Below are 22,938 nucleotides of genomic sequence, written 5' to 3' on the forward strand. Positions count from 1 at the left end.
TGGAAGTGTGGTGACATATGGAGCTGATCTGTACTAATAGGTCGAGGGCTTAACCGAAAGAGGTTAAGGTTTGGATAGAACAAAGAGAGTTATTCCAAAGGAAAGTACGAAAGTACTTGACAGGATACGGATGTATAAGATATATTTAATGTGCAGTTTTGAATGAGTAGTGAATAATTGTTATTTAAGAGGCTTTATAGCCTCTTTTTTATTATCATCAATTTATATATTATGTAGATATTATATAGATTAGAAAGTTTTAATAATATTGTTATTTACAATAATATCAGTATTTAAACATCAGCATTTAAATATAAGCATTCAAGTAGATAATATATTGGACAATATTCATATTTTGTATAATTATATGTAATAGCAATTGAAATTATGTATGTGATTTGTTATAATATTTCAATAAAAGTACGGGATTTATGGAGGATAAAACTATATGGAAACTAATATATTAATGGAAAGTGGTACTAATGAATTAGAGGTGCTTGAATTCATAGTTGGAGGGAATCATTATGGAATTAATGTCGCTAAGATTAAAGAGATAGTTCCATATAGCAAGGTTACACCAGTACCTAATTCACATCCTTGTGTAGAAGGTGTGTTTATGCCAAGAGATTTAATGATAACAATAGTTGATTTAGCTAAGGTTATTAAGTGTGCACCTTCTAAAGATATTACAAAGGATATGTTTATTATCACTAATTTTAATAAGCTTAATGTTGCATTTCATGTGGCATCGGTTGTTGGAATACATAGAGTATCCTGGACAGATATTATTAAGCCAGACAGCACAATAAGCAGTGCTGACAGCGGAATTGCAACAGGTGTTGTTAAGATTAATGGACAGTTAATTATCATTCTTGACTTTGAGAGAATTGTATCAGATATAAGTCCAGAGACAGGATTAAAAGTATCAGATATTGAAAAGCTTGAAGGAAGAACTAAGAATGAAGCACATATTGTAATTGCAGAGGATTCTCCATTACTTATGAAGCTTATTTCAGACTCACTTATTAAGTCAGGATATGATAATCTTACATTATGTGCTAATGGACAGGAGGCCTGGGAGAATCTTGTTGCTCTGAAGGATTCAGAAGATGCACAGATGGATGTAGCTTGTGTTATAACTGATTTAGAGATGCCATTAATGGATGGACACAGATTGACAAAGCTTATCAAGACAGATGATAAATTAAAGAATATACCAGTTGTTATATTCTCATCATTAATTAATGACCAGATGAGAGCTAAGGGAGAAGCATTAGGAGCTGATGTACAGTTATCTAAGCCAGAGATTGGATTGTTAGTTAATGAGATTGATAAACTTCTCAGATAATATTATTTATGTTATTATGGTGTTATCTATATAATGATAGCACCATAATTTATTGTTAAGGCTGTGAGGATAGATATGGAATATACATTACAAGATTACTGTAATAGAATTAGAGAAGATGTTAAAGATTATGATTATATATTAATAGGTCTTGGTGATGAAGCACTTAATAATAATGATGGTAATCTTATAGATATGCTTAATAAGTTTGGTGAACTTCTTGATAAGAATAATTATTTTATTATATCGTCTACCAAGCATAATTATCTAGGTGAATCAACAATAAATCCCAAAAGAATGGTTTGTCCATATATTAATGAAGATGAGAAACAGTGGGATTTCTACAACAAATGGTTATCAGCGACATTGGCTAAGAAGCTGCTTGTTATTGAGATAGGGGAAGGATTTAACAATCCTAATCTTATAAGGTGGCCATTTGAGAGAATTGTTATGATTAATGATAAAGCACATTTTTACAGGGTACATAGTACGTTTTATCAGATACCTAAAGAAATAGCAGACAAAGCTTGTACAATGAAGATTAACTCATATGAAGTATTGAAAGAGTTAGTTAATGTTGTTAATTAATATTCTTTATGGTAGAATTTTATTTATAATTTTACGAAGGTGGTGGAATTGTGGCAGAGAATGAAGAGGATTACCTTGATGGCTTATTGAAATCATTATCTGAAGATGAGAATGCACAATCAGAGAATAAGGATGAAGAGGAAGAACAGATCAAAGAGCAGGTAAGGGAAGCCTTTGAAAAGTCTAATGAGAAGAGTACTAAATTTGAAAATATATATGATGATGAGGATGGAAATCTTAATGACGATAATATAGAAGATTTATTAAAAGATGTTATGACAGTTCCTCGTCATATGGCGGCTTCTGATACGGAGGAAACATTTATAACTGATGATACAGTATCAGAATTAACTCCTGAGGAAGTTGCTAAGAAGGCACAGGAAGCAGATAAGCAGACAGAAGCAGATGATACATCTAAGGATAAGCAGGCAGATGAAGCTATTGATAAGATGTTAGATGACACTCCAGTTGAAGAAGCTGCTGGTACTAATCTTGATAAGAACGATGAGCTTATGGATGATATGGGTTTATCAGATACCGAAAAAGACCGTCTTGCAAGTATGAATTTGGATGATCTTATAGGTGAGATGAATGATAATGCAGATGAATCATCTATGAATGAGCTTCTTAAAGAGAACGGTATGCAGTCAGAAGATGAGGTAGCTGCTGAGGATACATCAGCCGATAATTCAGCTTCATCAGCAGATAATGCTTCTTTAGGCAATGCTGATAATGAGGCAAATGCAGCTTCAGATAGCACATCTGATGACAATGGCACAGAAGCAGCTAATAAAGACAGTGTGCAGAATAAAGCTTCAGATGCCGATGAAGCACAGGCTGATAAAGCTTCTATGAAAAAGAAGCACAACAAAAAGCAAAAGAAAAAAGATAAAAAAGGTATTTTTTCTGTTATAAAAGACATTTTCTTTGAAAGTATTGAAGATGATCTTAATGAAGCAAATGTGGCAACAGGCGATGGAGAATTGCTTGAAAAGACTGTTGATAATGCAATAGCTGCTAAGACTAACACAGTGGATGATGGAAAAGAGCAGGATGAGAATGAGAAGCTCATTGATGAGGTATTTCATGGTAAAGCTAATCTTGACCAGCCAGAAGCACCTAAGAAGGGCTTAATTGCTAAGATTAAGTATAGGTATCAGCAGTTTAAGATTAGGCAGGAAAAAGAAGGTAAGCTTGAAGAAGAACAGGAACAAATAGAAAATCAGCAGAAGGCTGAGGCTAAGGAAGCAAAAAAGGCTCAGGCTGAGGAGAAGAAGAAACAGGCTGCAGCTAAGAAAGAAGAAAAGAAAAAGCAGGCTAAACAGGCAAAAGATAAGAAGCCTAAGAAAGAAAAGAAACCTAAAAAAGTTAAAGTTAAAGAACCACCTAAACCAGGTGATATTCTTAAGATTAAACCAAAATCAATCATTTTATTTATATTACTTATAGCAGGAATTATTATGCTTATACAGGTATTTGGCTATAGTATCAATTACAACAGTAAAGTAAATGCAGCTAAAGATTACTTTATCAATGGCGAATACGAGAAAGCTTATAATAGTTTAAGTGGTATGAACCTTTCAGGTAATGAAGAGACAATATATAACCAGTCAAAGGTTGTTATGTATGTTCAAAGACAGTATGAGTCATATCTTAATTACAGAAAGATGAATATGAATACAGAGGCAATTAATGCTCTTATAAAGGGTGTTGACAGATATCAGACATACAGGGCTGAAGGTAAAGAATTAGGCGTAGATGATAAGATGAAGGAAAGCTATGATAAGATTATCAATGCACTTAAGGATACATATAAGATATCAGAGACAGAAGCTATATCTTTAGCAGATATGTCTAATAGCGATTTTGTTACTTATTATTACAAGATAGAAGCATATGGAGAGGCAGTAAAATGATAGCGATTATTGACTATGATGCAGGCAATCTTAAGAGTGTTGAGAAAGCGTTAATAGCACTCGGTGAAGAAGTTATAGTATCCAGAGACCCAAGTGAGATACTTCAGGCAGATAAAGTTATTCTTCCTGGAGTAGGTTCATTTGGTGATGCGATGAACAATCTGGATCGTTTTGGACTTGTAGATACAATTAAAAATGTTGTAGCTAAGGATACACCATTTCTTGGAATATGCCTTGGACTTCAGCTTTTATTCAAGGAAAGCGAAGAGACACCAGGAGCTGAAGGTCTTAACCTTCTTCCAGGAAAGATATTTAAAATTCCAGCTAAGGAAGGCTTTAAGATACCACATATGGGCTGGAATTCCTTAAATGTTAAGGATGATGCGAGATTGTTTGCAGGAATCAATGCTAATCCATATGTATATTTTGTACATTCATATTATCTAAAAGCTGATAATGATGATATTGTAGCAGCGTCTACTGAATATTCAACACATATTCATGCTTCAGTAGAAAAAGGTAATCTTTTTGCGTGTCAGTTCCACCCAGAAAAGAGTAGTGAAACAGGCTTAAGAATACTTAAAAATTTTGCTGAATTATAGAATGGAGAATGTTATATGTTTACTAAAAGAATTATACCATGCCTTGACTGCAAAGATGGACGAGTTGTAAAAGGTACTAATTTTGTTGATTTAAAGGATGCTGGAGACCCAGTTGAAGTTGCTGCAATGTATGACAAATCAGGAGCTGATGAGCTTGTATTTCTTGATATAACAGCTTCAAGTGACGGAAGAAATACAACTGTTGATTTAGTAAGAAAAGTTGCTGAAAAAGTATTTATTCCATTCACTGTAGGCGGAGGAATACGAACAGTAGATGATTTTAAGGTGCTTTTAAGAGAAGGTGCTGATAAGATATCTATTAATTCAGCGGCAATTATGGATCCAACACTTATATCAAGGGCGGCTGATAAGTTCGGCAGTCAATGTGTGGTTGTTGCAATAGATGCCAAAAGACAGGAAGATGGTCATTGGAGCATTTATAAGAATGGTGGAAGAGTTGATATGAATATTGATGCTGTTGAGTGGGCTGTTAAGGCAGAACAGCTTGGAGCAGGAGAGATACTTCTTACAAGTATGGACTGTGATGGGACTAAAGCAGGATACGATATTGAACTTACAAGAGAGGTTGCCTCTAATGTATCAATTCCAGTTATAGCCTCAGGCGGGGCTGGCAATATGGAGCATTTTTATGATGCCTTTACAGAAGGTATGGCAGATGCTGCATTAGCTGCTTCTTTATTCCATTATAAAGAGATGGAGATAAATGATTTAAAGCAGTATTTATCTGATAAGGGAATACCTATAAGATTAGTTAAGTAGATATTGGAGGGTGTTATTATGTCAATGATAACTAATGATTGGAAAGATGCTTTAAGTGATGAATTTAAGAAAGATTATTACAAAAAGTTGTATACATTTGTAAAAGACGAATATAGCAGATGTGTTGTCTATCCTCCAGCAGACGATATTTTTAATGCATTTCATTTTACACCTTTAAAAGATGTTAAAGTGCTCATATTAGGACAAGACCCATATCACGAGGTAAATCAGGCACATGGACTTAGTTTTTCGGTTCTTCCGGGTAATCCTATTCCTAAGTCACTACAGAATATATATAAAGAATTACACGATGACTGTGGCTGTTATTATCCTAATAATGGCTACCTTAAAAAATGGGCTGATCAAGGCGTACTATTGTTAAATACAGTATTAACAGTAAGGGCTCATAATGCTAATTCACATCAGGGAATGGGCTGGGAACAGTTCACTGATTCAGTTATCAATGCGGTTAATATGCAGGACAGACCGATAGTATATATGCTCTGGGGTTCACCAGCACAGAGAAAGATACCTATGCTTACCAATCCTAAGCATCTTATATTAAAGTGTCCACACCCTAGTCCTTTATCAGCATATAGAGGATTTTTTGGATGCAGGCATTTCAGCCAATGTAACGAATTCCTTGAAAGCCATGGAGTTGAGCCTATTGACTGGCAGATAGAGAATATCTGATATTATGAATATTTTAAAATAAATAAAAAGCAGCGTTGATTGACAACCTTTAATAGTAGATTGTCAATCAACGCTGCTTTTTGCTTAGAAAATAAAACTACGGAAGAAATGTCTATTCATCAAAATCTTCTTCTGAACCTGCAACAGCTCCTATTACAGCAATAATTACTACAACTGCAAATATAGCAACTGCAACACCGATAATTGGTCCTAAAAATAATAAAAAGTTCATATTACCGACCTCCATTTATTAGTATTATACACTTGAAATTATTTAATTTCAATATATTGAAATTAAATATTTCAGCATATTTATTATATACAGATGTTTCTATAACACATATGTATACAATAAATATGCAACACTCAGCCTTTTATATAAGTTCACGATAATAAATCTGATTTAGCAGACATCAGACATTAAAGGTTCTTGTTAGCAGTAGCAAGCATAAGCTTAATTCTGTTAAGCTGGTTAACTTCTGATGCACCTGGGTCATAATCCACGGCGATTATGTTAGCTTCAGGGAATGCTGCACGTAATTCTTTGATTACGCCCTTACCAACAATGTGGTTAGGAAGGCAGGCAAATGGCTGACAGCATACAATATTTCCAGCACCGTTATGAATAAGCTCAATCATTTCACCAGTAAGAAGCCAGCCTTCACCAGTCTGGTTACCAAGTGACACAAGGTCTTTGGCAAGAGCAGCAGTTTCTTTAATTGAAGATGGAGCATCAAACCTCTTGCTCTGTGCTAATGCTTCGTTACCAGCTTTTCTGAACCACTCAAGCAATTTAATTACCACGTTATTGATAAATGCTGACTTAGATGAAGCACCAAGGTACTTGTGTTTGAAGTTAGCATTTTCTGCACAATAAAGAAGAAATCCCATAAGATCTGGAACAACAGCTTCAGCACCTTCAGCTTCCAATAAATCTACAAGATAATTGTTAGCGGCGGGAAGAAATTTAACAAGAATTTCTCCAACAACACCAACTCTAGGTTTTTTAATATCAAGAAGTTCAATATTATCAAAATCGTGAACTATATCACGCAGATTTTTATTGAAGTCTTTCATTCTTACTTTGTCAGAAGTAAGCTGCTTTATACATATCTCTTTCCAATGTTCGTGAAGGGCGTTAACAGAGCCTTTTTCCTTCTCATAAGGTCTTGTTCTGTATACAACATTCATAAATACATCACCGTATTCAATAGCCATCATAGCTTTCTTTAACATAGGCAGATCATACTTAAAGCCTGAGTTAGACTCTAGTCCTTGTGCACTTAAAGAAATAACTGGTATGTATGCAAGATTAGCTTTCTCAAGAGCACGTCTTATAAATCCAATATAGTTAGAAGCACGACAGCCACCACCAGTCTGCGTAATTATAATGGCAGTCTTGCTTAAATCATATTTACCGGAAAGAACCGCGTTCATAATCTGTCCGACAACCATTAAAGAAGGGTAGCAGGCATCATTATTAACATATTTAAGTCCCATATCTACAGACGATTTATTATCATTGGCAAGAACTTCGAAGTTATATCCACACGAATTAAGAGCAGGTTCAAGCAGGTCAAAATGTATTGGTGACATCTGAGGGCAGAGAATAGTGTAATTCTTTCTCATCTCAGGTGTGAATTCAACACGCTTGTATGCACTTGAAACTAACTGTCGCTGGTAATTTTTCTTGTCCCTTACTTTAAGTGCAGCAATAAGTGATCTGACACGTATTCTTGCAGCACCAAGGTTATTAACCTCATCAATTTTAAGAACTGTATATATTTTGCCAGACTTAGTAAGAATATCATTAACGGCATCTGTAGTAACTGCATCAAGTCCACAGCCGAATGAATTAAGCTGTATAAGATCAAGATTATCCTGAGTCTTGACATAGCTTGCTGCGGCATACAGACGTGAGTGGTACATCCACTGGTCCATAACAATAAGTGGTCTTTCAACATTGCCAAGGTGGGCAACGCTGTCCTCAGTAAGAACGGCTATTCCATATGAGTTGATAAGTTCTGGAATACCATGGTTAATCTCGGGGTCAATATGGTAAGGTCTTCCAGCGAGTACAATACCACGTTTGTTATTTTCTTTAAGGTATTTAATAACTTCTTCACCTTTATTATGCATATTAGTTCTTGACTGCATCAGTTCTTCCCACGCATCGTGAACAGCAGCCTTGATTTCTGGTGCGGGAATTAAAGGAAATTCTGCTTTAAGTCGTTTGGCAAGAATTTCTTCACTTTCAAATGAGAGGAAAGGATTTCTGAAATCTATATTTTCTGTCTTTAATTCTTCAACGTTGTTCTTAATATTTTCTGCATAAGAAGTTACAATAGGGCAGTTATAGTGGTTATTAGTGTTATCAATCTCTTTATGTTCATAAGGAACACAAGGGTAGAATATGAATTTAATGCCTTTCTTGATAAGCCAGCTTATATGTCCGTGTGCAAGCTTGGCTGGGTAACACTCAGACTCAGAAGGTATTGATTCAATACCTAATTCATAAATCTTTCTTGTGGATTGAGGCGAAAGAACTACACGGTATCCAAGCTTAGTAAAGAATGTGAACCAGAAAGGATAGTTCTCATACATATTAAGTACTCTAGGAATACCAACAGTTCCACGCACTGCAAGGTCAGCGGATAATGGTTCATAATCAAAAAGTCTATGGAATTTATAATCAAAAAGGTTAGGAAGATGTTCTTTATTTCGTTCTTTTCCAAGACCTCTTTCACATCTGTTACCAGTTATAAACTGCCTGCCACCAGAGAACTTATTAATAGTAAGGTGACAACTGTTAGTACAACCCTTACATCTTGTAAGTGTTGTTTCATATGTAAGACGGTTGATCTTATCTATTGAAAGCATTGATGATTCAGATATGCCGTCATATCTTTCCCTTGCGATAAGAGCAGCTCCGAATGCTCCCATAATACCAGCAATATCAGGTCTTATGGCATCAACACCTGTAATCTTTTCAAAACTTCTTAATACTGCATCATTATAGAAAGTACCACCCTGTACAACAATGTGCTTTCCAAGGTCGTTAGGGTCAGCAATCTTAATAACTTTATATAAAGCATTTTTGATAACTGAATAAGCAAGACCGGCAGAAATATCAGCGACTTCCGCACCTTCTTTCTGAGCCTGCTTGACTTTAGAGTTCATAAATACTGTACATCTTGTACCTAAATCAATAGGGTGCTCGGCAAAAAGTGCAGCTTTGGCAAAGTCCTGAACAGAGTAGTTAAGCGACTTTGCAAATGTTTCGATAAATGAACCACATCCTGAAGAACAGGCTTCATTAAGCTGGACAGAATCAACTGTCTGGTTCTTTATCTTAATACACTTCATATCCTGTCCGCCGATATCTATAATACAGTCAACCTCAGGGTCAAAGAATGCAGCAGCATAGAAGTGGGACACAGTTTCAACTTCACCTTCATCAAGCATAAGTGCTGACTTGATAAGAGCCTCACCATAACCTGTTGAACAGGCCTGCACAATCTTAGCCTTAGGTGAAAGCTTTGTATAAATGTCTTTAACAGCCTTGATTGTAGTATCAAGAGGAGAACCGTTGTTGCTTGAGTAAAATGAGTATAATAAATTACCATCTTCATCTACTAAAGCAGCTTTAGTTGTTGTAGAGCCTGCATCAATACCAAGGTAGCAGTTACCTTCATAAGTGCTTATATCAGCAGTCTTTACATGATGTGCATTATGTCTTTTAGTGAAATCATCATAAGCTAACTGATTGGCAAAAAGTGGTTCCATACGTTCAACTTCAAATTCAAGCTTGATTTTGCCTGAAAGTCTTTTGATAATATCTGCAACATTTACACATACATTTTCATCATAATTCATAGCAGAGCCAACTGCCGCAAACAAATGAGAGTGGTCAGGTGCTATAACCTGTTCAGGTGTTAAGCTTAATGTGCGGATAAATGCCTGCTTAAGTTCTGATAAGAAATGAAGCGGACCACCAAGAAATGCCACATTGCCACGGATAGGCTTGCCACACGCAAGACCAGAGATTGTCTGGTTGACAACAGCCTGAAAAATAGAAGCTGATAAATCTTCCTTAGTAGCACCCTCGTTAATTAGAGGCTGTATGTCTGATTTGGCAAATACACCACATCTTGCGGCAATAGGGTATATTGACTTGTAATTCTTGGCGTACTCATTAAGACCAGAAGCATCTGTCTGTAAAAGTGAAGCCATCTGGTCGATGAAAGAACCTGTACCACCTGCACATATACCATTCATACGCTGGTCGATACCATTAGTAAAATATATAATCTTGGCATCTTCACCACCAAGTTCTATTGCAACATCACACTGAGGTGCATAATCCTGAAGTGCTGTAGATACAGCGACAACTTCCTGTGTAAATGGTACTTCAAGATGCTTGGCAAGTGTAAGTCCGCCAGAACCTGTGATAACAGGGTATATTTCAAATTCACCTAACTGAGCGACAGCCTTTTCAAGAAGAGATTGTAAGGTCTCCTGAATATTAGCAAAATGTCTTTCGTAGTCAGAAAATAAAATATTATTATTATCATCAAGAATAGCGATCTTTACTGTTGTAGAGCCAATATCAATACCTAATCTGTATTTGTTCATAGTCATTACGGCAGAGCCGACCTCCTTGTTAATTATATTGTGTCGAAAAATATATAATAAAATCGAAAAGTTACAATCCGACGTATTATATAAGAAATGACACAGAAATTCAACACTTGTTAGAACATTGTTTATATAAAATTAATAATACTATTATTGTTATATAATTGACAAACATAGGTTTTGTTTTTATACTTTTATTATTAAATCGCTTTAAATATACATAATTTAATAATGTGGGAATTATTCCTGCGGAAATGAGGAGTTTAATGGATTGGTTTCAGAAACTAGAAAGAAAGTATTCTAAATATGCAATACAGAATTTAATGATGTATATTATTGTGTTATATGCTGTAGGTTTTGTATTCGAGGTGTTTGCACCTGGGGTTTACAGCACATATCTTTCATTGGATTTTGCATATATATTTAAGGGACAGATATGGCGGCTTGTAACATTTATTATACAGCCACCATCAACAAGCATAATATTTGTATTCTTTTCACTTTATTTCTATTATCTTATAGGAACAGTGTTAGAGAATATATGGGGGTCATTTAAGTTTAATGTGTATTTCTTCTCTGGAGTAATACTTAATATAATTGCGGCTCTTATAATATATCTTATATTTGGCATAAGTTTTAATATGAGCACACATTATATTAACCTTGCTTTATTTATGGCTTTTGCTATGGAACAGCCGGATATGGAAGTGTTGTTGTTCTTTGTAATACCGATCAAGATTAAATGGATGGCACTCCTTGATGGAATAGTATTTGCAATAATTATTCTTGGAGGCTTTATTGTTCCAACAATTGCAGTAAGCGGAGTGAACTTTGGCTGGACTATGTGGAAAGGTTTATACAATGCAGGACTTCTGTCAGGAAGCGGAATGGGATGTTATGCCAATGCGATTGCAGCTTTAGTGTCTATGATTAACTTTATAATATTCATTACAGTGTCTAAGAGAAGACCTTTTAAGACTTCTACACAGAAGAATTATAATAAGGCTATGCATACAGCAGGAAAAGCACAGAAGAATAATGGCAGCAGACAGAGCTTTAATGAAACATTTTATAATGCCAATAGTGAAAAGACAACATGGCAGGGGGCTAATAAGCCATACAGACCTGCTAATGGAACACCTAAGCACAAATGTGCTGTGTGTGGAAGAACGGAATTAGACGATGAAAATCTTGTGTTCAGATTCTGCTCAAAATGTGCTGGCAATTATGAATATTGTAATGACCATTTATATACACATATTCATATTGGCAAAACACAATAATATATGGTAATATGATGGTATATATTATTAATAACACTTAATTATCATAACAATTTCAGAATGGGTATTGCTATTTTATGTGTTATTAAGTATAATTTGTTGGATTGTTTTGAATTTAATTTATTTTATTTACTTGGAGGTTATAATGAAAAAGACTAAGGTTATATGTACTATGGGTCCTAACACTAATGATAGAGAGCTTATTAAGCAGCTTGCACTTAGTGGTATGGATATTGCAAGATTTAATTTCTCACATGGTGACCATGAAGAACAGGCAGGCCGTTTTGCATTAGTTAAGAGCGTAAGGGAAGAGATTAACAAGCCTATAGCTACACTTCTTGATACAAAAGGACCAGAAATCAGAACTGGTGTGCTTAAGGATGACAAGAAGGTTACACTTAAGGAAGGTCAGAAGTTCACACTTACAACAAGAGATATTGTAGGTGATGATACTATTGATATGATTACTTATGCAGGTCTTCCAGCAGATGTAGCTAATGGTAATACTATTCTTATTGATGATGGTCTTATTGAGCTTAGAGTAGAAGAGGTAGTCGATGGTACGGATATCGTATGTACAGTAATCAATGGTGGTGAACTTGGTTCTAAGAAGGGTGTTAATGTACCTAACGTAAGCATTAAGCTTCCAGGTATTACAGATAAAGATAAAGATGATATTATATTTGGTATTGAACAGGGATTTGATTTTATTGCAGCTTCATTCGTAAGAAATGCAGCTTGTATTCAGGAAATCAAGCAGCTCTTATGGGAGCATGGTGCTGATATTCCGGTTATCGCTAAGATTGAGAATGCAGAGGGTATTGAAAATCTTGATGAAATTATCAAAGTTGCTGATGGAATTATGGTTGCCAGAGGTGATATGGGTGTAGAGATTCCAGCAGAAGATGTTCCTCATTACCAGAAGGAAATTATCAAGAAGTGTAACGCAACATATAAGCCAGTTATTACAGCTACACAGATGTTAGATTCTATGATTAGAAATCCACGTCCTACAAGAGCCGAGGTTACTGACGTTGCTAACGCTATCTATGATGGTACAGACGTGGTTATGCTCTCAGGTGAAACAGCTAATGGTAAGTATCCACTTGAAGCATTAAAGATGATGGTTAAGATTGCTGAAAGAACAGAGCAGGATATCAAGGGAAGATCTGCAGATATCGCTAAGGTTCACAGCAAGAGAAGCATTTCAAGTGCTGTATGTAACGCAACAGTTCAGACTGCTGATAACCTTAATGCAAAGGCTATTGTATGCCCAACAATTTCAGGATTCACAGCAAGACTTACATCTAAATTAAAGCCAAATGCAGAAATTATCGGCTGCTCACCATATGATAATGTTCTTAGAAAGATGCAGATTTATTGGGGAGTAAGACCATTAAAGACAGCTACAGAGACTTCAACAGATAAGATTATTGAGCACGCTTTAGTTGTATCTGAGCAGGCTGGATATGTAGAAGAAGGAGATACAGTTATCGTATCTGCCGGTATCGCTACAACATCTGATCCATCAGCTAAGAGAGGTCTTACTAATACAATGAGAGTTGTTACACTCTAATATTATAGCTGGTATAAGATATTTCAGATAGTTATATAAGCCCACAAAACCTTGTGAAATTGGTTTTGTGGGCTTGTTTTAAGTTGGTTAGAACACTACATAATTGAAAATTTAAAAATTGAATGATATAATAATCGAAAAATAAATATACGTAATTATATATATGCAATGGGAGTGATGTAGATGAGTTTTTGAAACCAATTAAGGAGGTTAGAATAGAATATGCAGCTTGATATTAAAAAAATAGCAGAATAGTTTGATAATAACATAGGTGTATATTAAAAGATTTGAATATGAGCATAAAAAAGATATTGATATGGCTCCCAGCCATTGTTATGGCAATGATTATATTTGGCTTTTCAAAGCAGGATGGGGAAGAGTCATCAGGGCTAAGCTATAAGGCGGCGGATATTATACTTACAGTGTGTGATAAGGCTGGAATTATAGATTGTAATGAGAATAACAGGGAAAGTATGATAGAGGCGGTGCAGTTTCCAATAAGAAAAGCTGCACATATGACAGAATATGCAATTTTTTCAATATTTGTAATGATTGCACTTATAGTTGATGGGATTAAGGGTGTAAGGATTCCTGTCATATCAGCAGTTATAGCAATAGCATTTGCAGCAACAGATGAGTTTCACCAGACATTCGTGCCAGGTCGGTATGGTTGTGTGTTAGATGTGTTGATAGATGCGGCAGGGAGCATAATAGGACTTATTATAGTATATATTATATATAAAAATGTATGTAAACATAAAGACGAAAAATGCTATAATATTAATTGATAAAGATATAATGAGTGCAAAAGCACTCATCTTAAAAGTTCCTAACGGAACTTTGTATGTGCTGAAAAGCAGCACAGGAATAAAGATATAATGAGTGCAAAAGCACTCATCTTAAAAGTTCCTAACGGAACTTTGTATGTGCTGAAAAGCGGCACAAGAATAAAGATATAATGAGTGCAAAAATATGATATAACGCTTGCAAAATTAGCAACTATATGGTATAAGCTTTAGTAGACATATGATAATCAGGTGTCGAATATCAGAATATAATATTTTATTATGCAATTTTCATAATAAGTTGTATGAGGTTGACAGTAAGATTATCATCTATATTAATATAATGCGATGATGGAAACAAGTAGGCATAACAGTAAACAACAGAAAGCAGCCGGCTGATGAGAGGCACAGTGGATAGTTATTCTGAATACATTCCGTAGCAGCAAACTGAAAGGCATATAGTGCTTAGTAGGGGCGACGTGTGGTACACGTTACAGTATCAAGGATCATAAGACCCGTTAAGGTGAACAGTGTGAGCTGTTTATGAATAAAGGTGGTAACACGGAGCATATGCTTTCGTCCTTTAACAAGGATGAAAGATATGCTCTTTTTTGTTATTAACAGGGTTATGTATCATTTATCAAATAATAACGTAATAGGAACAGGAGAACAGAAATGGCAGAAATGACAGTTTATGACGAGTTAGTTGCAAGAGGATTAATTGCACAGGTAACAGATGAAGAATTAATTAAGAATTTAATTAATAATGGAAAGGCTACATTCTATATTGGTTTTGATCCAACAGCAGACAGTCTTCATGTAGGACATTTTATGGCACTCTGCTTTATGAAAAGACTTCAGATGGCAGGCAATAAGCCTATCGCATTAGTCGGTGGCGGAACAGGTATGATTGGTGACCCATCAGGTAAGACAGATATGAGAAAAATGCTTACACCGGAGCAGATTGAGCATAACTGTGAGTGCTTTAAGAAGCAGATGAGCAAGTTCATCGATTTTTCAGATGATAAGGCTTTATTTGTAAATAATGCAGACTGGCTTTTGAAGCTTAACTATGTTGACCTTTTAAGAGAAGTCGGTGCGTGCTTCTCAGTTAATAATATGTTAAGAGCTGAGTGCTACAAGCAGAGAATGGAGAGAGGTCTTACATTCCTTGAATTTAACTATATGATTATGCAGAGTTACGATTTCTATATGTTATACCAGAAATACGGTTGTAATCTTCAGTTTGGTGGAGATGACCAGTGGAGCAATATGCTTGGTGGTACAGAACTTATCAGAAGGAAGCTTGGTAAGGATGCTTCAGCTATGACGATCACACTTCTTCTTAATTCAGAGGGTAAGAAGATGGGTAAGACAGTAAGCGGTGCTGTATGGCTTGATCCAGAAAAGACTTCTCCATATGAGTTCTACCAGTATTGGAGAAATGTAGCTGATGCAGATGTATTAAAGTGCATCCGTATGCTTACATTTTTACCACTTGAGCAGATTGATGAAATGGATAAGTGGGAAGGTGCACAGCTTAATAGAGCTAAGGAAATACTTGCATTTGAACTTACTAAGATGGTTCATGGTGAGGAAGAAGCTAAGAAGGCAGAAGAAACAGCTAAGGCTATATTTACATCAGGTGATGCGGCTAATATGGCAGCAGTTAAGCTTGAAGATGATGCCTTTACAGATGGAAGCATTGATATTGTATCGTTAATTCACGCAGCAGGTCTTGCAGCTACTAAGTCAGAAGCAAGAAGAGTTGTCTCACAGGGCGGTGCTTCTGTTGCAGGTGAAAAGGTATCTGATATAGCAGCAAAGTTTGATAAAGAATTCTTTGCTGGTGATGGAGTAGTTGTTAAGAAGGGTAAGAAGTCATTTATAAAGGTACAGGCATAATATTGTAAAATGTTTCAGAGCCGGCAGTAATACTGCTGGTTCTGGAGAGTTAAAGAGTGAGGATAAGTATGAAAAAGAGTGAAATTACCTTTATAAGGCTTATGAGCCTTGCGTTAATTATGGTTATAAATGCGGCTGTATTATTATTTTTTGTAGGGGAGCATACATTTCAGAATATACTTAACAGAATGAATAGTAATGTATATGATGGCGATACGCTTGATACATCAATTTATAATTATTATTTTTATGCTGGTTTTGGGAGCATATATAAGATTATATTTCCAATAACGATATTACTACTTGTGACTGCGGCGGTATGTGTATACAAAAAGGTGAGTATGGCATCAAGGTTGTCAATAGTTGCTAATATAAGTGCATTTATAACAGGTGCGTTATTGTTATTTGCAAGAATAACAGAAAGTTCAAAAGGTGTTCATATATTTATAAATAGCTTTTATATGAATAAATCGGACATTGGTAATATACAGACAGTACAATTAATGTCCAGAATACCAATAGCTTATATTCTTGTTATGGTGTTATCAGTATTAGGACTTTTAATGGTTAAGAGCAGTACAATAACAAAGCTAAAAATATATAATGATAAGATGGCATATAATAATGCTGTTATATATATATTCCCTGCATTATCAGGTTTTATTATACTTGAAGTTATTAGAAATCTTGTTATTTCAAGAGTGGTGATGTTATCATCAGATGAGTATATACAGACTGTAGCAGGATATATTCAGGACTATTATATTGGAAGTAAATTCTATTTTAACTGGTCGTGGCTTATTATATTTACTATTGTAACCTGCGTTGCAATAGTATTAAATAATAATAATAAACTTATGATTATTGAGATAGCTGTATTTAGTATTATTGTTATTATTCCATCCGTTATATATGCGTTTAATCCGCCATCATTATTTGGATACCTTACAACAGATAATACGCTGTGTGATTTAACAGAAGCTGCATTTGTATGGTATCTTGTAAGAATGAGCGTATCATTAATCACAGGCATAATATTTATTGTATTGGTCGTTAATGAAAGAATTAATATAAAGTGTATGTATATAATAGCAGGCACATTGCTTGTGTTAAGTCTTGTTATGCTTATTGTGGCAGGACTAAACAGGGCTTCGCTTTCAGTTATGTATATGCTGTGTGCTGTGGCTGATGTTATAGGAGTTATAGTGTTAGCTGTTACAGGGTTAAGAACTTTAAGTTAATTAAATAAAAAGCTGGCTGTCCAGAAAACATTTATATGATAAAGTCATATAAAGCTTTCGGACAACCAGTTTTTTATCAGCCAGTAACTTCTTTAATGCCTTTAATATCAGCTATGGCGATAAGAGAGTAGTTAGTGTAATATACAACAAAGCCTGGTTTGGCAGCGGCAGGCTTTTTGACTTCTTTCTTTAATACATAATCGACTTCAACTTTATCAAGGTTGCGGCCTTTAGAGTAGTAGGCTGCAAGTGCGGCAGCTTCCTCAAAGGTTCTGTCGGGCAGTTCCTTGCCGTTAGTCTTAACTATAACGTGAGAGCCAGGTATCTGCTTGGCATGAAACCACCAGTCACTATTAGAAGCAAATTTAAATGTGAGTTCATCATTCTGAAGATTATTCTTGCCGACATACATATCAAAACCGTCTGATGATATATAGTGCAGAGGTTTGTTGTTCTTGTTATCCTTGCTTTTGGATTTGCTGTTCTTCTTGATATAGCCGGTTATGATAAGTTCTTCTTTGATATTATTAAGGTCATTCTCAGTAGTTGCAATATCGAGGGCATTTATTATTGATTCAAGATACATAATCTCATCTTTAATCTCTTCGATAAGTCTTACACCAGCTTCGTAAGTACGTTTTAATTTGTTGTATCGTGCAAAATATTTATTCGCATTCTCAATTGGTGTCAATGTATCGTCCAAAGGAATAGAGATTTCTTCGTTAGTGTAATAATTAAGAGCTGTGAAGCTTTTTGCACCAGACTCGATATTGTAGCCGTATGTGTTGATTAGCTCTCCATACACTCTGTATTTGTCACGTTTTTCAGTATCCTTTAACTGTTTTTCCTGAATATCAAGCTTTTTATAAGAACGCTCAAGATGAGTTGTAATTATTCTTCTTATATCAGTCGATTTCTGGTGAATTCGTGTTCTTACTTCTTTTTCGTGATAATAACCGATAAGACATTCACTTATTGAGGTGTAGCTTTCGGATTTATCATACATAGTAAGAGGAATCGCGGCAAAATCTGTGGGTGCACCGTTATCATATACGATGTTAGGGCTGAAACTTCCATTTGCCACGTCATCAATAATAGCCTTGAATGCTTCAAATAGAGCTATGCTTTCAGCACTGGACAGACAGTTGGCTGGTTTGGCACTGTCAATATGTGCCCTGTGGCAGACTTCCTCTGATATGCAGGTGCTTATTCCAGTGTAAGCACTGCTTAAGGCTTTGGCAGTAGTCTTAGGCTGTGATAATATATTTTCATTAAAGGTATTAAAATCCATATTCATCGGATTGTGCTTGTTAGATGTATTAGGAATAAAATATTCCCTTCCTGGAAGAACTTCTCTGACAGAGCTTATCTGTGCTGACACATGCTTAATACTGTCTAATATTGTGTTATTGTCATCGCATAATATGATATTGCTGTGTTTGCCCATAAATTCTGTGATTAAATGCTTACGGCAGAGGTCACCTAATTCATCTAAATGTTCAATTTCAATATCAATTATTCGCTCAAAAGCGGGTTGTGTTATTGATATAATTCGTCCGTTATTGATGTGCTTCCTAAGAAACATAACAAAGTTAGGTGCAAGCTGGGGGCTTGGCTTATTATCTTTAGTCATATATGCAAGCGGAAGTGAAGCATTTGCAGATAATACAAGCCTGTATTGTCCAGAATTAGCCTTTATGGTAAGTAAAAGCTCATCATTTTCTGGCTCTGCAATCTTATATAATCTTCCACCAAGAATTGTGTTGTTTAAATCGTGTACAATATTCGCTATTGTAATTCCATCAAATGCCATAATACTCCATTCTGGCGTATTGGTACGCCATTAATACTTTAGAATAAATGATAGCACATTTTATAGATGTTGTCTTGTATGGTTAAAGTAAAATTGATATAATTAGCAGTTGTAATTAAAAGTTTGATATGTAAGTTGATGTTTAATAAGCGATGTATTAAACTACATTTAGTATTAAAATATTTTTTAATGTTATCAACAATGAATAAATGAAATGAGGACACTTTGATGATAAAAAGTATGACTGGCTTTGGAAGAAGCGAGATAGAGAGAGGCAACCGTAAAATAACAGTAGAGATTAAGTCGGTGAACCACAGATTTCTTGAGAACAGTATAAAGATGCCTAAAAAGCTTAATATATTTGAGGCAAGAATAAGGGATACAATTAAGAAATATGCATCAAGGGGAAAGATTGATGTATTTATTACATACGAGGATAATTCAGAGAGCAATGTAAGCCTTAAGTTTAATGAAAGCATAGCACGGGAATATATGAATATATTCAGACAGATGGAGGAGCGTTTTAATATAAGAAATGATATTACTGTTGGAGCTTTGTCAAGATACCCAGAGGTTATCACAATGGAAGAATCGCAGGAAGATGAAGAAGAATTGTGGAACTTTATTAATGAGGCAATAGAAGAAGCCTGCAAGGGGCTTGCTGATACAAGAATTATTGAGGGTGAGAACTTAAAGAATGATCTTTTGTTAAAGTTAGACCATATGGAGGAGCTTGTTTCTTATATTGAAACAAAAAATCCACAGATAATAGAAGATTATAAGAAGAAGTTAGAAGCCAAGATGGAAGAAATCCTTTCAGATGCTGATATAGATAAGAACAGGATAGCTTCTGAGGTGATTATATATGCTGATAAAGTATGCGTAGATGAGGAGACAGTAAGATTAAGAAGTCATATTGAACACGCAAGAAAATGCCTTAACGAAGACGGAGGGATTGGAAGAAAGATGGATTTCATAGCACAGGAGATGAACAGGGAAGCCAATACAACTTTATCTAAGGCGAATAATATAGAAATATCAAATGCAGCTATAGATTTAAAGACAGAAATAGAAAAAATAAGGGAACAGATACAGAATATAGAATAAAAAAGCTTGCACGAATCGGTGTATTTCTGTATAATAACTTGTACACTTATGTTGTGTGCGTGCCAACAGGTATTTACAGATTGGAGAATAGAGATGAAAGAGAAAGGTTTATTACTTGTAATTTCAGGTTTCTCAGGAGCTGGAAAGGGAACTGTAGTTAAGAGATTATTAGAGCTTCATAATGATTATGCTCTATCTATCTCAGCGACAACCCGCTCACCAAGAGAAGGTGAACAGAATGGAAGAGAGTATTTCTTTAAATCAACAGAAGAATTTGAGAGTATGATTGATAATTCTGAATTGATTGAGTATGCAAAGTATGTCAGCAACTATTATGGAACACCTAAGGCATATGTCGAGGAACAGCTTGAAGCAGGTAAGAATGTGATACTTGAAATCGAGATTCAGGGTGCACTTAATATTAAGAAGATGTATCCAGATGCAGTTCTTTTATTCATTATGCCACCAAGTGCAGAAGAATTAGAGAGAAGACTTGTAGGACGTGGAACAGAAGATGAAGCCACAATAAAGGCAAGACTGCAAAGAGCCAGTGATGAGGCTAAGGGCGTAGAGAATTATAACTATATAGTTATCAATGATAAAGTGGATGATTGTGTTGAGGCAATTCATTCTATAGTTAACAGTGAGAAGAGAAAAGCAGTTAACAATATGAGTTTAATTAATAATATTAAAGAAGAGCTTAAAGCTTATGAGAAAGGAGAATAATAATGTTACATCCATCATATTCAGAATTAATGGCAGTTGTTAATAGTGAGGTAGAGGACGGCGAACAGCCAATCGTACAGAGCCGTTATTCAATTGTTAAGGCTACTGCCGCAAGAGCTAAAGAGATTATTGATGCAAGAACAATAGAGGAGAAGGTTAGAAAGGCTCGTATTGAGGCTGAGAACGCTCCAAAGGAAAAGGAAAAGGATAATAAGGATAAGAAGAATGAGCCAAAGCCGCTTACAACACCAGATGAGGCAAGAAAGCTTCAGATAGGAACACCTCTTATCGATAATGCAGAGAATATGAAGCCACTTTCAATAGCTGTAGAAGAGTTATATGAAGGCAAGGTTAAGATTGTCAGCAATGGCGATGACAGTGAAATTATGTAATTTCAGATTTTGATTTTATGCATGGATATTTGCTGATATAATGATTACTGCATAATATTGTCATTTGTAATATTAATAATAGAATTTACAGGCTGTTGCATTTTATATGTGACAGCCTTTTGATGTTGGGAGGTAACATAAAAGTTATGGGAAGTAATATATATGATGAGAAGAAGCGTGTAATTAACTGTGAAAGTGCAGAAAAATGTGGGAGCTGTGCCTATGCAGGAATGAAATACGATAATGAATTAAAGATAAAGCAGGGATATGTAGACAAACTTTTTAAAGACATCTGTCCAGTAGATAAGATAACAGGAATGTACAGACCAGTGCATTACCGTAACAAGGTTCACGCTGTTGTCGGGGAAGATAAGAATGGCAATATTATAACGGGAACATATGAAGAGAACAGCCACAATATAGTACCTGTATCTGACTGCCTGCTTGAAGATTCACAGTGCAGCAGCATTATAGCTACATTAAGAGATTTATTTAAGTCGTTTAAATACAAGCCATATAATGAAGATAAGGGAACTGGTTTTATAAGGCATATTCTTTTAAGAAAAGGCTTTTCAACTAAGGAGATTATGCTTGTTATTGTGACGGCTGATGTTGCATTTCCGTCTAAGACACATTTTCTTAAAGCATTAAAAGAGAAGCACCCAGAGATTAATACAATCGTACAGAATGTTAATAAATACAATACAAGTATGGTGTTAGGACCAAGAAATATAGTGCTTACAGGCAAGGGATATATTGAAGATGTGTTATGTGGCTACAGATTTAGAATAAGCCCATCATCTTTCTATCAGATTAACCACCAGCAGACAGAAAAGTTATACAAGACGGCGATAAATATGGCTGGAATAACTAAGAAGGATACAGTTATTGACGCTTATTGTGGAATAGGAACAATAGGAATAGCAGCTTCTGCCAAGGCAGGACAGGTTATAGGGGTTGAGTTAAATGCAGATGCGGTAAAAGATGCAGAGGTCAACGCTAAGATTAACAATATAAAGAATATTAGATTTGTGAATGATGATGCTGGAAAGTTTCTTGTTGAATATGCCACACATAAGAGGGCTGATGTTGTTATAATGGATCCTCCAAGAAGTGGCAGCAGTCAGGAATTTCTTGAGTCGGTACTTAAGATTAAGCCAGAAAGAGTTGTGTATGTATCGTGCAATCCAGATACTCAGAAAAGGGATGTTGATATGCTTATGAAAGGTGGATATAAGGTTTTGGAGTGCAGACCATTTGATATGTTCCCTTTTTGTGACCATGTGGAGACGGTAGTGTTATTGTCCAAACTTGATGTCGATAAGCATATAGATGTTGAAATTAAGCTGGATTAGCTTGGATTGATTCATTAAGTGATGAAGAATTATTTAAACCACATATGAGAAAATGGGCTGATGATGCGACTAAAACAGCAGTGTGGGAAGTTTATAAGTTTATTCATGTGAATACTGTAGCTCCTTTTAAAACTTTCAGGAACAAAATTAGAAAATGGAAGAAAATAGTATTATAAATTACAGACAGTAA

The 22,938-nt window shown here is 35.3% G+C and carries 18 protein-coding genes; 16 read left to right on the forward strand and 2 right to left on the reverse strand.

Annotated elements, in window-relative coordinates; genetic code table 11:
• Positions 1 to 448: 448 nt before the first annotated feature.
• The 6 genes from C7390_RS00040 to C7390_RS00065 all read left to right on the forward strand — a co-directional run bounded on the left by C7390_RS00040 (position 449) and on the right by C7390_RS00065 (position 5,927).
• Positions 449 to 1,348, forward strand: a complete 900-nt coding sequence (locus tag C7390_RS00040) for a chemotaxis protein (RefSeq protein WP_022501160.1) — start codon at positions 449 to 451, stop codon at positions 1,346 to 1,348.
• 75 nt (positions 1,349 to 1,423) lie between these two features.
• Entirely contained in the window at positions 1,424 to 1,936 is a 513-nt protein-coding gene (locus tag C7390_RS00045) for a hypothetical protein (protein ID WP_022501161.1), read from the forward strand.
• A 50-nt stretch (positions 1,937 to 1,986) separates the two neighbouring features.
• Positions 1,987 to 3,852, forward strand: coding sequence for a midas domain-containing protein (locus tag C7390_RS00050; RefSeq protein ID WP_116443370.1), 1,866 nt, complete (start codon positions 1,987 to 1,989; stop codon positions 3,850 to 3,852).
• Complete coding sequence (hisH, locus tag C7390_RS00055; RefSeq protein WP_055174986.1) at positions 3,849 to 4,454, forward strand: imidazole glycerol phosphate synthase subunit HisH; 606 nt, start codon at positions 3,849 to 3,851, stop codon at positions 4,452 to 4,454. The genes C7390_RS00050 and hisH overlap by 4 nt, the downstream gene beginning before the upstream one ends.
• Before the next feature lie 15 nt (positions 4,455 to 4,469).
• On the forward strand, positions 4,470 to 5,234 hold the full coding sequence (gene hisF / locus C7390_RS00060) for an imidazole glycerol phosphate synthase subunit HisF (RefSeq protein ID WP_022501164.1): 765 nt from the start codon (positions 4,470 to 4,472) through the stop codon (positions 5,232 to 5,234).
• A gap of 18 nt (positions 5,235 to 5,252) precedes the next feature.
• Positions 5,253 to 5,927, forward strand: a complete 675-nt coding sequence (locus C7390_RS00065) for a uracil-DNA glycosylase (RefSeq protein WP_022501165.1) — start codon at positions 5,253 to 5,255, stop codon at positions 5,925 to 5,927.
• A gap of 420 nt (positions 5,928 to 6,347) precedes the next feature.
• Here the strand turns inward: C7390_RS00065 and C7390_RS00070 are convergent, their stop codons facing one another.
• Positions 6,348 to 10,568 carry a 2-hydroxyacyl-CoA dehydratase gene (locus C7390_RS00070; protein ID WP_318295435.1) on the reverse strand — a complete coding sequence of 1,407 codons (4,221 nt, stop codon included), beginning with the start codon at positions 10,566 to 10,568 and terminating at the stop codon, positions 6,348 to 6,350.
• A gap of 263 nt (positions 10,569 to 10,831) precedes the next feature.
• Between C7390_RS00070 and C7390_RS00075 the strand changes: the two genes are divergently transcribed.
• The 5 genes from C7390_RS00075 to C7390_RS00095 all read left to right on the forward strand — a co-directional run bounded on the left by C7390_RS00075 (position 10,832) and on the right by C7390_RS00095 (position 17,355).
• A complete protein-coding gene (locus tag C7390_RS00075; protein WP_090140562.1) occupies positions 10,832 to 11,848 on the forward strand; it encodes a hypothetical protein in 1,017 nt (338 codons plus the stop codon).
• Between the two features lie 145 nt (positions 11,849 to 11,993).
• Complete coding sequence (gene pyk / locus C7390_RS00080) at positions 11,994 to 13,424, forward strand: pyruvate kinase (RefSeq protein ID WP_022501169.1); 1,431 nt, start codon at positions 11,994 to 11,996, stop codon at positions 13,422 to 13,424.
• A gap of 293 nt (positions 13,425 to 13,717) precedes the next feature.
• On the forward strand, positions 13,718 to 14,212 hold the full coding sequence (locus tag C7390_RS00085; RefSeq protein WP_116443371.1) for a VanZ family protein: 495 nt from the start codon (positions 13,718 to 13,720) through the stop codon (positions 14,210 to 14,212).
• A 672-nt stretch (positions 14,213 to 14,884) separates the two neighbouring features.
• Positions 14,885 to 16,114, forward strand: a complete 1,230-nt coding sequence (gene tyrS / locus C7390_RS00090) for a tyrosine--tRNA ligase (RefSeq protein ID WP_022501423.1) — start codon at positions 14,885 to 14,887, stop codon at positions 16,112 to 16,114.
• 68 nt (positions 16,115 to 16,182) lie between these two features.
• Entirely contained in the window at positions 16,183 to 17,355 is a 1,173-nt protein-coding gene (locus C7390_RS00095; protein WP_116443372.1) for a hypothetical protein, read from the forward strand.
• A gap of 76 nt (positions 17,356 to 17,431) precedes the next feature.
• On the opposite strand, the gene C7390_RS00100 is transcribed toward C7390_RS00095, so the two are convergent.
• Entirely contained in the window at positions 17,432 to 19,168 is a 1,737-nt protein-coding gene (locus C7390_RS00100; protein WP_116443373.1) for an Rqc2 family fibronectin-binding protein, read from the reverse strand.
• A 228-nt stretch (positions 19,169 to 19,396) separates the two neighbouring features.
• On the opposite strand from C7390_RS00100, the gene C7390_RS00105 reads away from it, so the two are divergent.
• From C7390_RS00105 to C7390_RS13490, 5 genes are all read left to right on the forward strand, one after another.
• Positions 19,397 to 20,275: a YicC/YloC family endoribonuclease gene (locus C7390_RS00105; RefSeq protein ID WP_055174975.1), complete on the forward strand. Its 879-nt coding sequence runs from the start codon at positions 19,397 to 19,399 to the stop codon at positions 20,273 to 20,275.
• A gap of 93 nt (positions 20,276 to 20,368) precedes the next feature.
• Positions 20,369 to 21,001: a guanylate kinase gene (gene gmk, locus C7390_RS00110; protein WP_022501419.1), complete on the forward strand. Its 633-nt coding sequence runs from the start codon at positions 20,369 to 20,371 to the stop codon at positions 20,999 to 21,001.
• A 2-nt stretch (positions 21,002 to 21,003) separates the two neighbouring features.
• Positions 21,004 to 21,393, forward strand: a complete 390-nt coding sequence (locus C7390_RS00115; protein ID WP_022501418.1) for a DNA-directed RNA polymerase subunit omega — start codon at positions 21,004 to 21,006, stop codon at positions 21,391 to 21,393.
• 146 nt (positions 21,394 to 21,539) lie between these two features.
• Positions 21,540 to 22,748 (forward strand): 23S rRNA (uracil(1939)-C(5))-methyltransferase RlmD, encoded by a 1,209-nt coding sequence (gene rlmD / locus C7390_RS00120; protein WP_022501417.1) that lies wholly within the window; start codon positions 21,540 to 21,542, stop codon positions 22,746 to 22,748.
• Between the two features lie 44 nt (positions 22,749 to 22,792).
• Entirely contained in the window at positions 22,793 to 22,924 is a 132-nt protein-coding gene (locus C7390_RS13490; protein ID WP_439655373.1) for a ClbS/DfsB family four-helix bundle protein, read from the forward strand.
• Positions 22,925 to 22,938 lie beyond the last annotated feature (14 nt).

The organism is Bacteroides galacturonicus, assembly GCF_003096855.1.
Lineage (GTDB): Bacteria > Bacillota > Clostridia > Lachnospirales > Lachnospiraceae > Lachnospira > Lachnospira rogosae.

Coding starts and splice junctions, on each gene's coding strand:
- C7390_RS00040 (WP_022501160.1), top strand. CDS start 449: ATGGAAACTAATATATTAATGGAAAGTGGTACTAATGAATTAGAGGTG.
- C7390_RS00045 (WP_022501161.1), top strand. CDS start 1,424: ATGGAATATACATTACAAGATTACTGTAATAGAATTAGAGAAGATGTT.
- hisH (WP_055174986.1), top strand. CDS start 3,849: ATGATAGCGATTATTGACTATGATGCAGGCAATCTTAAGAGTGTTGAG.
- hisF (WP_022501164.1), top strand. CDS start 4,470: ATGTTTACTAAAAGAATTATACCATGCCTTGACTGCAAAGATGGACGA.
- C7390_RS00065 (WP_022501165.1), top strand. CDS start 5,253: ATGTCAATGATAACTAATGATTGGAAAGATGCTTTAAGTGATGAATTT.
- C7390_RS00070 (WP_318295435.1), bottom strand. CDS start 10,568: ATGACTATGAACAAATACAGATTAGGTATTGATATTGGCTCTACAACA.
- C7390_RS00075 (WP_090140562.1), top strand. CDS start 10,832: ATGGATTGGTTTCAGAAACTAGAAAGAAAGTATTCTAAATATGCAATA.
- pyk (WP_022501169.1), top strand. CDS start 11,994: ATGAAAAAGACTAAGGTTATATGTACTATGGGTCCTAACACTAATGAT.
- C7390_RS00085 (WP_116443371.1), top strand. CDS start 13,718: ATGAGCATAAAAAAGATATTGATATGGCTCCCAGCCATTGTTATGGCA.
- tyrS (WP_022501423.1), top strand. CDS start 14,885: ATGGCAGAAATGACAGTTTATGACGAGTTAGTTGCAAGAGGATTAATT.
- C7390_RS00095 (WP_116443372.1), top strand. CDS start 16,183: ATGAAAAAGAGTGAAATTACCTTTATAAGGCTTATGAGCCTTGCGTTA.
- C7390_RS00100 (WP_116443373.1), bottom strand. CDS start 19,168: ATGGCATTTGATGGAATTACAATAGCGAATATTGTACACGATTTAAAC.
- C7390_RS00105 (WP_055174975.1), top strand. CDS start 19,397: ATGATAAAAAGTATGACTGGCTTTGGAAGAAGCGAGATAGAGAGAGGC.
- gmk (WP_022501419.1), top strand. CDS start 20,369: ATGAAAGAGAAAGGTTTATTACTTGTAATTTCAGGTTTCTCAGGAGCT.
- C7390_RS00115 (WP_022501418.1), top strand. CDS start 21,004: ATGTTACATCCATCATATTCAGAATTAATGGCAGTTGTTAATAGTGAG.
- rlmD (WP_022501417.1), top strand. CDS start 21,540: ATGGGAAGTAATATATATGATGAGAAGAAGCGTGTAATTAACTGTGAA.
- C7390_RS13490 (WP_439655373.1), top strand. CDS start 22,793: ATGAGAAAATGGGCTGATGATGCGACTAAAACAGCAGTGTGGGAAGTT.